The organism is Pseudomonas sp. B6002 (assembly GCF_013385985.1).
Lineage (GTDB): Bacteria > Pseudomonadota > Gammaproteobacteria > Pseudomonadales > Pseudomonadaceae > Aquipseudomonas.
The window spans coordinates 149,409-162,546 of the sequence record NZ_JACAOY010000014.1; the positions used below are offsets into that span (position 1 = coordinate 149,409).

The window sequence follows — 13,138 nt, forward strand, 5'->3', positions numbered from 1 at the left end:
TCCTCGTCAAGGGAAAAGGGCAGGCGGTGGGGCTCAATTCAGGTAGGCGTGCCATTCCGGTGGCAGGTGCAGGCCGCCCAGGCGCTGGCGTTGCGCGGGGCTGAGCAGGTGGAAGGCGATGGCGCGAGGCAGCCCGGGGGACACGGGGCGATCGGCCGCCAGTTGCTCGTCCAGCAGGTCGAGGGCGAGTTGGTTGAGGGTGACGCCCTGGCGTTGTTCCAGGCCGATCAGGCGCTCAATGTCGAGGCCCATGCCAAGTGCTTTGAGCACAAGCTGGTGAAAGGCACGCTCGGGGTAATGTCGAGATGGGTAGGCGGTGTCCAGCGCCAGGGCGGCAAACACCTGGGGGTTGCTGGTGCGCCCGGCCTGGAGCGCCAGTTCCAGGCACACACCCTCGCTGTCGAGCCAGTCGAGCGCCTTGAGGGTGGCGACTTTTTCGTGGTCGTCGCCCCACAGGAACAACTGGCGCAGCAACGCCGGACGCTCGTCGATGGGGGCTTGTTCAAGTAGCTGGGCCAGCAACACAGCACGTACCGATTCGACGGCGGTGGCCGGCAGGTGGCGCTTGCATTGGCCACTCAACAGCGCCGCCGTGGTGGCGCTCGGCTGTTGGGCCAGTTGCACTTGTGCCTGCTGCCACCACTGCAATTGGGTGGCATCCAGTTGCTCGGCCAACGTGTGGTGCTGTTCGGTGAGGCATTCGGGGCGCATGTTCATGTCGGTTTGATCCAGCGCTGAAAGTGGGGGAGCAGGAAAAACACCAGCACACACAGCAGGCTGCCCAACGGCTGGTCAGCCACCGCCAGCACCAGCGCATCGAACAGCGGCAACGCCGCCAGGCCTGCACCGATAAACGCCCGCACCTGCCGATGCCGGGGGTTGGCCAGGTGCTTGACGTAATGCCAACCCAACCAGCCCAGCCACAGCGCCAATACGGGCCAGAACCACAGGTTGTTGGAGTAGATCGCCAAGGCCAGCGGGCTGAGCATCAGCAGCAACGGCAGGCGGCTGATCAGTTGGTTGTGGTGTTCCTGGCGGGCCAGGTAGGTCAGGCCGCTGATGTACACGCCCAGCAACATCGCGCAGAGCCAGATCGGCTCCGGTGGCACCGCCAGGCTGGCGGCGGCGGTGAGGTACAGCGCCGAGCGGCAGGCGCCCATCAGCCACACGCTGTGGGCGTATTTCTTGTGCAGCAGGTTGTAGCCAAAGATGCAGCCCACCAGCAGCACCACGCCGCCGAGCAGCCAATGGGGTTGATCGATCAACTGGCTCAGGCCCAGCACCGCCACGGCGGCCAGGGTCAGCAACAGTGCCGTGGCGCGCCCCACTTGTTGGCGGCTGGCCAGGCCCAGGGTGATCGGGCGCGGGTTGTGGTGTTGTGCGTCCCAGTCGGCGTCGAGCAGGTCGTTCAACAGCATGCCGGCCAGGTACAGCAGCGACAGCGTGAACAACAACAGCAGCCACACCAGCGACGAAGGCGGCGCCAGGGCCCCGGCGCTGCTGGCGAGTAGGGCGGCGGCCAGGGTGTTGGTCCACACCGTGGGCAGGTTGGACACGCGGCCCAGAGTCAGCCAGGTTTTTACGTCGGCCTGGCTCATTTTGCGAAACCCTCATGCAGCGGCAGTGGGGGCTCGTGGCGGGTCATCAGCCGTTGCAGTGCCCACTCCATTCGTGCGTCATCGATCTCGTGCAGGTCCACCGACTGGCCGATCCGGTTGAGCATGGGGATCGACAACTGCCCGCCCAGGTGCTGGCGGAATTCCTCCAGGCCGAGCAATACCTGCGAGCGACCTTGGTTGTCCTTGAGGCCCAGTTCTGCCGGGCACAGGTTGAACCCCAGGGTGCGCAGCAGGTTCATCACCCGTTCGCTGTCGGCTTCGCTCAGCAGCCCCAGGGCATTGGCGTACAGGCCATCCAGGGCCATGCCCACGGCAACCGCCTCACCGTGGCGCAAGCGGTGGTGGCTGAGGTTCTCCAGCTTGTGCGCGGCCCAGTGCCCGTAGTCCAGCGGCCGGCCATTGCCGCGTTCGAACGGGTCACCGGCACCGGTGATGTGACCCAGGTGCAATTCGGCACAGCGGCGGATCGCGTAGCGGCTGGCGCTGTGTTCGAAGTGGGCGAGGGCGTCGGCGTGCTGCTCCATCCATTCGAAGAACGCCTGGTCCTTGATCAGCGCCACCTTGACCGCCTCGGCGAGGCCGGCGATCTGATCGCGACGCGTGAGGCTGGTGAGTAACTGGAAGTCATTGATCACGGCGGTGGCGGGGTAGAAGGCTCCCAGCAGGTTCTTCTGGCCGAAGGCGTTGATGCCGTTTTTCACGCCGATACCAGCGTCATTTTGGGCGAGTACCGTGCTGGGCAGGCGGATCAGACGGATGCCTCGGTGGAACGTGGCACAGGCGTAGCCCACGGCGTCCAGAACCGCGCCACCGCCCAGGGCCAGCACGTAGCAATGTCGATCGAGCCCGTGTTGCAACATGTCGCGGTAGAGCTGTTCGAGTACCTGCGAGGTCTTGCTCAATTCACCGGCCGGCACCGCGATAGGGGCTGTTTGCAGATGCAGGTCGTCATGGGCGGCGAAATACGCGTCGATCTGCTCACCCAACTGCGGGGCGCTTTGCAGCAACTGGGCGTCGGCAAACACCATCACCGTCACCGGGCCCGCGTGGTGGGCGGTGAGCTGGCCGTGCAGGCACGGATTGAGTGGGGCGAACAGGTGATCGGTGAACACCACCGGGTAGTCGTAGCTCACCTCGAAGCGCCCGTGCAGCGGTTGATCCCTGGCGGGTTTGCGCAGGGTCTTGAGCAGGCTGTAGCCGGCGACGAACAACAGCGGCAACACCATGCTGGCGAGCACCGTCACCAGCAGCGCGTTCTGTTCGATCAGGAAGGTGCCGATGGCCGTGTAGGCCAGCGCCAGCCCGGCGTTGGCCAGGGTGGTAATCAGCAGGAACGCCCGCAGCGGATAGCGTTGCATGCCGGCCGCGACCACCGAGGTTTCCGCCAGCACCGGCACGCCGCGCAGGCAAATCAAGGACAGCGTGCCCAAGCGATACCCCAGCTGCCCTGGCCGGCGCTGATGCAGGCCCAGGCGGCTGGACAACAACCGGAAATACCCGGCACCCAGCGCATACCCCAAGCCGGCGCCCAGGCACAGCCCGATAAAAATCACCAGGTAACCGCCCAGGCCGCCGAACAGCGCGACCGCCAGCAACGCCACCACGCTCGACGGCACCGGCAGCACCACATCCAGCGCGAGCAGGGCGACCAGCAACAAGGCGAGATTGAGTGTTTGCGCGGGTGTCGACGGTTGGTACAGGTTCAGGTGCGTGAGGAAGTCTTGGATCTGTTGTTCGAACAACAGGAAGCTGGCGATGACCAGGCCGCAAAAGCACAGCAATGACAGCCAGAAATGTTCGGCTGGCCCCTTTTTCGAGAACGCACGGTACCACTGGCTGCGCTTCATCAAAGCATCCCTTCTGAGAGTTAAGACTTAAGTTCCGTGTCTTGAGTTACAGCAGCGTCTGGTCTGTTTTCAGTGCAATAAAGTCCCTCGCCCGGCAGTCGGGTTTGATCAATAGTGGCTGATGGCTTTTACGGTATTCATGAACGTAGACGGTTGTGGTTGTTTTGCAAGCGGGTGCAGTAAGGAGTTTAAAAAGGGGCGGTTGGATGGGTGGGTGTGGTCTTAATAATCGAGTGTTTACAATTAGTTGTATGGATTTTTTGGGTGCGTCAAGAAGTCGTTGGTGTCGCGTTCGGAATGTATCGATTTAATGACGAAGTTGTGAGGTCTGGTGGATGATTTATTGCGGTTAGCTATAAGTGTTTTAAGAATGTTAGTTGTCGAGAATGATTCCGCTTAATACGACGGTTTACTGCACATTTGTCCAAGTTCAAACAACAAAACCTGTCATTGATGACAGGTTTTGTTGTTTGAACCGAAGCGTTGTATTTACGTCGGCGGGACAACACGGAAACCGCCCGACAACGCGTTCTTTAAATAGGCCACTAGAACACTCACCGCCTTCGGCACATGGGGCGAATACGGCCGAATCAAATAGATTTCATCGGCAAACACCCCCTTGAGTGTCCAGTCCTTGAGCACCTGCACCAGCTTGCCACTGGCCAGTGCGGCATGGGCGCTGAAATCCGGGAGCAGGGCGATGCCCAAGTGGTTGAGGGCCGAGTCGCGCAGGGCTTCGCTGTTGTTGGTGGCGAAGCTGCCAGCGATGGGCACGGTGAGGCGCTGCACGTTCTTGACGCCGCGCTCAAAAGTCCACGCCGGCTGGTCGGTGCCACGCGGGTAGAACAGGCAGTTATGCGCTGTAAGGTCGCCGGGTTCGCGCGGTTCGCCATGGCGCTGCAGGTATTCCCGGGTCGCCACCAGCACCGAGGCGGTGTCGCACAGTTTCCAGGCTACATGGGTTTCCGGTACCTGGAAGCCATGCCGCACGGCCAGGTCATAGCCCTCGGCTGCCAGTGAGCTAAGCGCATCGGATACGTCCAACTGGATACGCACCTGCGGGTACTGCTGCAAGAACGCAGACAGGTGCGGCACCAGCTGCTGACGGGCGAACGCCACCGGCGCCGTGAGGCGCACCAGGCCGCGAATCTCGCCTACCGAGTCACGTACCGACGAGAAACTGCGGGCGATGTGCTCGTAGGCGCTGCGCACTTCGCGGGTCAACGACAGGCCGGCATCCGTCAACCGCACGCTGCGCGTGGTACGGGTGACCAGCCGGGTACCGGTGGCTTTTTCCAGGTCGGAAATGCGCTGGCTGACCGCCGACTTGCTCACGCCCAGCCGCGCCGCCGCCGCGGTGTAGGTGCCTTGTTCTTCCAGTACCGACAGCCAGTGGATATGGGTCCACAGCCCTTCGATCTCAGCTTTTTCCATGAGGGTATTGTTCGCGTAGGTGGACAATCAGTTCTGGATTCTGCTCTGGTTCGGAACAAATCGAAAGCCTATCGTGTGTCCCATCGCTACCCACCTGGGAACCACTGCCATGACCACGACCATCGAGCACTACATCAACGACCAGCGCGTGTCCCGCGATGATCGTTATCAGGATGTCTTCAACCCGGCCACTGGCGAAAAGACCGGCCGCGTTGCACTGGCCAGCCGCCAGACCGTGTCCGAAGCCGTCGCTGCCGCCCAGGCGGCCTTCGCCGGTTGGGCCGATACCCCGCCGATCCGCCGTGCCCGCGTGCTGTTCGAATACCTGCACCTGCTGCGTGAGCGCAAGGACGACCTGGCGCGCATCATCGTCGCCGAACACGGCAAGGTCTTCACCGATGCCCAGGGTGAAGTGGACCGCGGCATCGACATCCTCGAATTTGCCTGTGGCATTCCCAACCTGCTCAAGGGGGAGTTTTCCGACCAGGTGTCTCGTGGCATGGACAACTGGACCTTGCGTCAGCCGCTGGGCGTTGTAGCGGGCGTGACGCCGTTCAACTTCCCCGTGATGGTGCCCATGTGGATGTACCCCATCGCCATTGCAGCGGGCAACACCTTCATCCTCAAGCCAAGCCCGACCGACCCGAGTGCCTCGCTGTTCATGGCCGAATTGCTGCGCGAAGCCGGCCTGCCCAAAGGCGTGTTCAACGTGGTGCAGGGCGACAAGGAGTCGGTAGACGCGCTGATCGAACACCCGGACGTCAAGGCCGTGAGCTTTGTCGGCTCCACGCCAATTGCCCAATACATCTACGAGACCGGCGCCCGCCACGGCAAACGCGTGCAAGGCCTGGGCGGTGCGAAAAACCACATGGTGGTGATGCCCGACGCCGATATCGAAAAAACCGTCGACGCCCTGATGGGCGCCGCCTACGGCAGTGCCGGCGAACGTTGCATGGCCATTTCGGTGGCAGTGCTGGTGGGGGATGTGGGTGACAAAGTCATCGCGGCCCTGACCGAACGGGCCAAGCAACTGCGCATCACTGACGGCCGCGACCTCAAAGCCGAGATGGGCCCGATCGTGTCTCGCGCCGCCCTGGAGCGCATCAGTGGCTACATCGAACAAGGCGTGCAAGCCGGCGCAAAATTGTTGCTCGATGGACGTGACTATGTGCCTGCCGAAGCCGGCCTGGAAAACGGCTTCTGGCTCGGCGCAACGTTGTTCGACCACGTCACTAAAGACATGAGCATCTACCGCGAAGAGATCTTTGGCCCGGTGCTGGCGTGCGTGCGCGCTAGCGACTTCGCCGAAGCGGTAAAGCTGGTCAACGATCACGAGTTCGGCAACGGCGTGAGTTGCTTCACCCGCGACGGCAACATCGCCCGCGAGTTTGCACGGCGCATCGAAGTGGGCATGGTCGGCATCAACGTACCGATCCCGGTGCCGATGGCCTGGCATGGTTTTGGAGGCTGGAAGAAGAGCCTGTTTGGCGACATGCATGCCTACGGGACTGAGGGTGTGCGTTTTTACACCAAACAGAAGTCGATCATGCAAAGGTGGTCGGAGAGCATTGAGCAGGGTGCGGAGTTCGCGATGCCGGTCTCCAAGTAGACCTAATGTGGGAGCGGGCTTGCCCGCGATGGCGCCCTCAAGGCATACACTCTCCCAAGGACCTCATCGCCGGCAAGCCGGCTCCTACAGGTGTGGGGTGACGCGCTTGATTGCCTGGGGGGACTGGCCGAATGCCCGCAAGAACGACCTGCGCATGCGCTCCCGTTCGCCGAACCCGCACTCCCGGGCGATGATGTCCAGGGAGTAACGACCTTCTTCCATCATGATCCGCGCCGCTTCAACCCGCAGGTGTTCGATGGCCTTGGCCGGCGATTGGCCGGTTTCTTCCTTGAAGATCCGGCTGAATTGGCGCGGGCTCAGGTGGGCGATCTCGGCCAGTTCTTCCACCGACAGTTCGGCACTCAGGTGTTCCTTGGCATAGAGCAGCGTGCTCTGGATGCGGTCGGTTTTCGGGTCGAGGTCCAATAGCGTCGAGAACTGCGATTGCCCGCCTGAGCGGCGATGGTGCACGACCATTTTCTTGGCAACACTGCGGGCGATCTCGGTGCCCAAATCCTTCTCTACAATCGCCAGCGCCAGGTCGATGCCGGCGGTCATGCCGGCCGAAGTCCACAGCGCGCCATCGATCACGAAGATACGGTCTTCTTCCATCCGCACGCCGGGGTAGGCCTCGCGAAACGCTCGGGCGTGGGCCCAATGGGTGGTCGCGCGACGGCCTTCCAGCAGGCCCGCCTGGGCGAGCACGAAGGCGCCGGTGCACACGGCGGTGATGCGCTGTGACGTGGCGTTGCGCAGGTAGCCGAGCAGCCCCGGCGACACATCATCCAGGTGGTTATTGCCGATCACGACCAGCGTGTCGTAGTGCGCGCCTTTGAACGACTGTGACTCCATGCCGAACCCCAGGGAGGAGTGCACGATGCCGCCGTGCTCGGACACCACCGTCAGCGCATAAGACGCGCCGTGCAGGTCATTCGCGGTTTCGAAAACCGCTGAAACGGCGAGCCCCAGTACCTGGAAGCCTGGGTAAATCACAAGGCCGACGGTTTTCATGGCGTGTACCGCTCTCTGGAAAAGCATGTCCTAAAAAGGTGTATATACGACATTTGTGTCGTGCAGGGAAGCCGTATTCTCAATCACCGAAGTTTGTCGGCTCACTTTCCTGGAGACACCTCATGAGTACTGCAGCGTCCAAGGGCACAGCCCTTATCACGGGTTCATCCACGGGCATCGGCGCGGTGTATGCCGACCGTTTGGCCAAACGTGGTTATGACCTGATTCTGGTAGCGCGTAACGCCGAGCGCCTGAATGCCCTGGCGGCCAGGCTGCGCGCCGACACCGGGCGGACCGTCACCACCCTGGTCGCCGACCTGAACGACAAGGCCGCGTTGGCGAAGGTCGAAGCGGTATTGCGTGAAGACGCCAGCATCACCGTGCTGGTCAACAACGCCGGTGTCGGCTCGGTGGCCTCGGTGCTCGACGGTGACGTGGAGACGATGGACGCGATGATCGGCCTGAACATCACCGCGCTCACACGCCTGACGTATGCGGTGGCGCCGGCCTTTGTGGCACGAGGCACCGGCACCCTTATCAATATCGCGTCGGTAGTGGGCATTGCGGTGGAGATGCTCAACGGTGTCTACAGTGCCTCGAAGTCCTACGTGTTGAGCTTCGGCCACGCGTTGCAACGCGACCTCGGCGACAAGGGCGTGCGCATCCAGAGCGTGCTGCCTGGCGCAACCGCCACCGAGTTCTGGGACGTGGCGGGCTATGCGCCGCAGAAAGAGAGCCCGATCACCATGTCGGCCAGTGACCTGGTAGACGCCGCATTGGCGGGGCTGGACCTGGGTGAGCGCGTCACCATTCCGGGCCTGCATGAAGGCCAGGCGTGGGACGAGTGGGAAGCCGGGCGCCGCGCGATCTCGGGCAAGTTCGGCAACGCCAAGCCTGCGGCGCGCTACCTCAAATAACCCCATCCCCCCTGTAGGAGCCGGCTTGCCGGCGATAGCGGTGGGTCAGTCATACAGAAGTCGACTGACGCGCCGCCATCGCCGGCTTGCCGGCTCCTACATTCAAGGCCGGAAGGAAAAATCCTACGGTTTGCAGGGATTGGTCCTACGCCAACGCTCCAGTCCAGTGCCCATCATTCGCCTTCCTCAATGATTGAAGGACGATCGACGTTCCTCGTGTGTTGCACCCACCGAACAGCCAAGGGGAGAGCCGACTGCCGATTTGTGTTGCAGAAAGGAAAGCTATGTCTAGCGCGTTAGTTGTGGACGACCACCCCTTTATCCGCGCCTCGGTCAAAATGCTGCTGGCCAGGGAAGGGTTCACTGATATTGCCGAAGCCGGCGATGGGGCCGAGGCGGTCCGCTGCGTGCGAGAACGGGTGCCGGACCTGATCATTCTTGAACTGACCCTCCCCACACTCGATGGGCTGGAGCTGATTGCCCAGGTCACGGGTAAGAATGGTCCCAGCAAAGCCCTTGTGTTGACCTCCCAGCCTGCGCTGCGCTACTGCGCGCGTTGCATGAAGGCGGGCGCGGCGGGGTTTGTCTCCAAGAGCAATGAGTTGGGCGAGTTGGTGAAGGCGGTCGCGGCCGTGATGAACGGCTATACATATTTTCCCGACCTGGCCAGCAACACCGTGCGGCGCAGTGACACCCAGCGTTCGGACCACGACCTGGTGCAACGCCTGTCGGACCGCGAACTGAGCATCCTGCAGCAACTGGCCTTGGGCATGACCAACAAGCAGATCGGCGATGCGTTGCTGATCAGCAACAAGACGGTCAGCACCTACAAGACTCGCCTGACCGAGAAGCTCAACGTCAAGTCGGTGGTGTACCTGGCGGACTTTGCCAAGCGTAACAACCTGGTGTGAGTGAAAACCTTGGCCTGAGGAAATTTCCTACAAGTTGGTGGGAAATCGGCTGCGTGTTGGGTGATATCGACTTCCCATAATCGCGCTTCTTCTGGCCTTGGCGCCCGACCTCGATCATCCGGCAGGCTGACGGCAACCTATGCCCACAGTCGTGCTCAGCAGGATTTCAAACATGAATTTCAGATCACGACTGCTCAGTTGCCTGGGGGCATCGTCCCTGTCGCTAGCGGCGGTGCCAGCACTGGCCGACTGCAGCTGGACATCGGGCGGTACCACGGCCAAGCCGCTGATGTTCAACGCGGGCACTTACTTCGCGCCGCGGGATATTCCGATCGGCAGTTCGTTGAACAGTCGCCCGACCGCGATCCAGACCGTCAACTTCGGTGACACGCTGCGTTGCACGGCTTCGGCGTTCTACACCACCACGCTGATCGGCCCGCTGGCCATGGGGGTGCCGGTGGACTACGCCATCGTGCCAGCCAATGCACTCTTGCAGACCAACGTGCCCGGCATTGGCCTGGCCATCTACATGACCGGCTTCACGCCAGAGTGGCGCCTGCCACCGGACAACCCGAACCGCTTTATTCCGTTCACGCTCACTTACGACGCGCCGGCGCCGGTGACAATGCCTTCCATGCGGTTTCGCTTCGCGTTGTTCAAGACCGGCGACATTGCGGCGGGCACCCACAGCGTCAACCAGGTAGTTGCCTCCGGTACATCGAACATGGGGCCGATATTCGACCTGACATTCGCCGCCAGCATCACCGTGGCCGGCTGTTCGCTGCCGGCTGCTCCCGGCAATCAGATCGACGTACCCATGGGCACCTGGGAAAAGCGCGTGTTCAGTGGCAAACACTCCACCACGCCGGCCCAGCCATTTGCCATCACCCTGACAGCGTGCATCGCCGGCACCAATTACCCCAACAACGCGGGCGGCTATTTCAACGGCAACTACGCCAATATCCAGATCGATGGCAACAACACCTCTACCATCCTGGACGCGGCCAACGGCATCTTGAGCCTGTCGAGCGATTCTACCGCCCAGGGCCTGGCCATCCAGGTACTCAGGGCTGATGACACGCCCATGAACCTGGGCCAGCCGGTACGCCTGAATCGCATCGCCGACGGCACCACCACGGTGCCGCTCAAGGCGCGCTATATCCAGACCGGCGACGGGCCGACGCCAATGCCGGGGTCTGCCAATGGTTATGCGAGTTTTTCGGTGACCTATCGCTGAACCCGTTCTGACAGTTTGTTTTACGTGCATCCCTGGGTTGCCTGGCCTCATGCCGGCACCCGTTTCCAGCAGGACATCAATCATGCATTTAAGATCACGGCTCTTGAGTTACCTGGGTACTGCGGCCCTGTTGTCTGCTGCGATCCCTTCGGTGGCCTGCACATGGAACTCTGGCAGCACGACGGCCAAGGCGCTGACCTACAACGCCGGGACAGTGTTCTCACCGCGCGATGTGCCCACCGGCACCACACTGAACAACCCTTCGCCGATCCGTGCCGTCAACTTCGGTGACGGCCTGCGATGCGGTTCGTCGTCGATCTACAACGTCAGGCTGGTCGGGCCGCTGGCCGCCGATATACCGGTGGACTACCTCAACGTGCCCGCCAATGCGTTGTTGCAGACCAACGTGCCCGGGGTTGGCCTCGCGATCTACATGACGGGCTTTGCCGCCGGCTGGCGCACCCCGGCCGACAACCCGAACCGGTTTGTGCCGCTCAACCTGACCTACGCCTCGGGGACCATCGCCGAGATGCCTTCCATCATGTTTCGCTACCTGCTGGTCAAGACCGGCGATATTCCGGCCGGCACCCACAGCATCAACCAACTGGTCGCCTCGGGTACGACCAACGCGATCCCCATGTTCGACCTGACGTTCACCGCCACCCTCACCGTGGCCGGCTGTTCGATGCCGGCCGCCCCCGGCAACCAGATCGATGTGCCGATGGGTACGTGGGAAAAGCGCGTGTTCAACGGCAAGAACTCCACCACGTCGGCAACGTCGTTTGCCATCACGTTGAGTTCGTGTATCGCGGGCAGCAACTACCCCAACAACGCCAACGGCTACTTCAATGGCAACTACGCCAACATCCAGATCGATGGCAACAAGACGTCCAGCATCGTGGATGCGGCCAACGGCATCCTGAGCCTGTCGAGCGACTCCACCGCCCAGGGCGTGGCCATCCAGGTGTTGCAAGCCAATGACACGCCGATGAACCTGGGCCAGCCGGTACGCCTCAATCGCATTGTCAGTGGCACCACTTCGGTACCGCTCAAGGCGCGCTATATCCAGACGGGTGATGGGCCGACGCCGGTGCCGGGCACCGCCAATGGTTACGCGAGTTTCACGGTGACCTACCGCTGATCGTAGGAAATTTCCTACGAATTGGCGGGAAGTCGGCTACGGGTTGGGTGATGGCGATTTTCGATAATCAGGTTTCACCCGGTTTTTATGCCTGCTCCCTCTGATGAGGCCAAAGACCGTCCATGCCTGCAGTTGCTCTTACGAGGACTTCAATCATGAAACAGAGATCCATACTCACCACCGGCTTTGCCGCCTTCGCCCTGGCGCTGGTGGCGGCGCCCGCCATGGCAGCCTGCACCTGGGACTCCAACAACGGCACGCCCAAGCAACTGACCCTGGCCGCCGGTACCGTATTTGCACCGCGTGACGTGCCGATCGGCACCACGCTCAACAACAACGCGCCGATTCGCACGGTGCCGTTCAACGACCGTCTGGTGTGTGGCCTGGTCGCGCGTTACGCCACCACGCTGGTCGGCCCCGTGGTCACCGATGTCCCGGTGGATGTGGTGCGGGTGCCCGCCAGTTCGTTGCTACAAACCAATGTGCCCGGCATCGGCCTGGCGATCTATATGACCGGTTTTGCCGCCGAGTGGAGAGGGCAGGCGGATAACCCCAGCCGCTTCATTCCGTTTGAACTCAACATGAATATTTCCTATGCCGTCAGCGGAATGACCGGGGCTTTGATGCGCTATGCCCTGGTCAAAACCGGCGATATCGCACCGGGCACCCATACCATCAATCAACTGGTGGCCACGGGGACTTCTGATCGTGGCCCGATTTTCGACCTGACCTTTACCGCCTCGGTGACGGTCGCCGGCTGTTCGATGCCAGCCGCGCCGGGTAATCAGATCGATGTGCCGATGGGCACCTGGGAAAAGCGTGTGTTCAACGGCAAGAACTCCACCACGCCCGCCCAGCCGTTCGCCGTCACGCTGGACTCGTGCATCGCGGGCAGCAATTACCCGAACAACGCCAACGGCAATTTCAATGGTAACTACGCCAACATCCAGGTCGATGGCAACAAGACCTCGACCATCCTGGATGCGGCCAATGGCGTGCTGAGCCTGTCGAGTGATTCCACCGCCCAGGGCGTGGCCATCCAGGTGTTGCAGGCCAATGACACGCCGCTGAACCTGGGCCAGCCGGTACGCCTCACGCGCATCGTCAACGGCACCACCACGGTGCCGCTCAAGGCGCGCTACATCCAGACGGCCGACGGACCTACGCCCACCCCGGGTTCGGCCAATGGTTATGCGAGCTTTTCCGTGACCTATCGCTGAGGTTTTCCAGCGCTGCAACGCCAACGCCACAGGTGCATCGCGCCTGTGGCGTTGGCGTTTCTGCAGCCCGGTGAAAGGTAGTTGTTCGTGGGAAATTTCCTACAACCACAAGGACGTTTCCTACATAGGTGTACCCCTCCAACTTCCAATAATGACACCAGACGAAACGCGCTGACCCGCAGTCGGGTAGCC

11 protein-coding genes are annotated in these 13,138 nt (G+C 62.0%); 6 read left to right on the plus strand and 5 right to left on the minus strand.

Annotation, left to right across the window (positions count from 1 at the left end; genetic code table 11):
• Nucleotides 1-33: 33 nt before the first annotated feature.
• The 4 genes from HX792_RS19620 to HX792_RS19635 all read right to left on the minus strand — a co-directional run bounded on the left by HX792_RS19620 (nt 34) and on the right by HX792_RS19635 (nt 4,900).
• Complete coding sequence (locus HX792_RS19620) at nt 34-717, minus strand: EboA domain-containing protein (RefSeq protein WP_176997636.1); 684 nt, start codon at nt 715-717, stop codon at nt 34-36.
• The gene (locus HX792_RS19625; protein WP_176997637.1) at nt 714-1,598 is read right to left on the minus strand and encodes a UbiA family prenyltransferase; all 885 of its coding nucleotides are present in this window, start codon (nt 1,596-1,598) and stop codon (nt 714-716) included. Before HX792_RS19625 ends, HX792_RS19620 begins: the two co-directional genes overlap by 4 nt.
• Nucleotides 1,595-3,466: a 3-dehydroquinate synthase gene (locus HX792_RS19630; protein ID WP_176997638.1), complete on the minus strand. Its 1,872-nt coding sequence runs from the start codon at nt 3,464-3,466 to the stop codon at nt 1,595-1,597. Before HX792_RS19630 ends, HX792_RS19625 begins: the two co-directional genes overlap by 4 nt.
• Before the next feature lie 489 nt (nt 3,467-3,955).
• On the minus strand, nt 3,956-4,900 hold the full coding sequence (locus tag HX792_RS19635; protein ID WP_176997639.1) for a LysR family transcriptional regulator: 945 nt from the start codon (nt 4,898-4,900) through the stop codon (nt 3,956-3,958).
• Nucleotides 4,901-5,009: 109 nt separating this feature from the next.
• Between HX792_RS19635 and HX792_RS19640 the strand changes: the two genes are divergently transcribed.
• Nucleotides 5,010-6,509, plus strand: a complete 1,500-nt coding sequence (locus tag HX792_RS19640; RefSeq protein WP_176997640.1) for a CoA-acylating methylmalonate-semialdehyde dehydrogenase — start codon at nt 5,010-5,012, stop codon at nt 6,507-6,509.
• Between the two features lie 84 nt (nt 6,510-6,593).
• Here HX792_RS19640 and HX792_RS19645 read toward each other — a convergent pair whose 3' ends face one another.
• Nucleotides 6,594-7,520, minus strand: coding sequence for a GlxA family transcriptional regulator (locus tag HX792_RS19645; RefSeq protein ID WP_176997641.1), 927 nt, complete (start codon nt 7,518-7,520; stop codon nt 6,594-6,596).
• Between the two features lie 122 nt (nt 7,521-7,642).
• Between HX792_RS19645 and HX792_RS19650 the strand changes: the two genes are divergently transcribed.
• From HX792_RS19650 to HX792_RS19670, 5 genes are all read left to right on the plus strand, one after another.
• On the plus strand, nt 7,643-8,437 hold the full coding sequence (locus tag HX792_RS19650; protein ID WP_176997642.1) for an SDR family oxidoreductase: 795 nt from the start codon (nt 7,643-7,645) through the stop codon (nt 8,435-8,437).
• 284 nt (nt 8,438-8,721) lie between these two features.
• On the plus strand, nt 8,722-9,348 hold the full coding sequence (locus HX792_RS19655) for a response regulator transcription factor (RefSeq protein WP_176997643.1): 627 nt from the start codon (nt 8,722-8,724) through the stop codon (nt 9,346-9,348).
• Nucleotides 9,349-9,520: 172 nt separating this feature from the next.
• Nucleotides 9,521-10,585 carry a fimbrial protein gene (locus tag HX792_RS19660; RefSeq protein WP_176997644.1) on the plus strand — a complete coding sequence of 355 codons (1,065 nt, stop codon included), beginning with the start codon at nt 9,521-9,523 and terminating at the stop codon, nt 10,583-10,585.
• Between the two features lie 82 nt (nt 10,586-10,667).
• On the plus strand, nt 10,668-11,726 hold the full coding sequence (locus HX792_RS19665; RefSeq protein WP_176997645.1) for a fimbrial protein: 1,059 nt from the start codon (nt 10,668-10,670) through the stop codon (nt 11,724-11,726).
• A 155-nt stretch (nt 11,727-11,881) separates the two neighbouring features.
• Nucleotides 11,882-12,946 carry a fimbrial protein gene (locus tag HX792_RS19670; RefSeq protein WP_176997646.1) on the plus strand — a complete coding sequence of 355 codons (1,065 nt, stop codon included), beginning with the start codon at nt 11,882-11,884 and terminating at the stop codon, nt 12,944-12,946.
• Nucleotides 12,947-13,138: the final 192 nt, after the last annotated feature.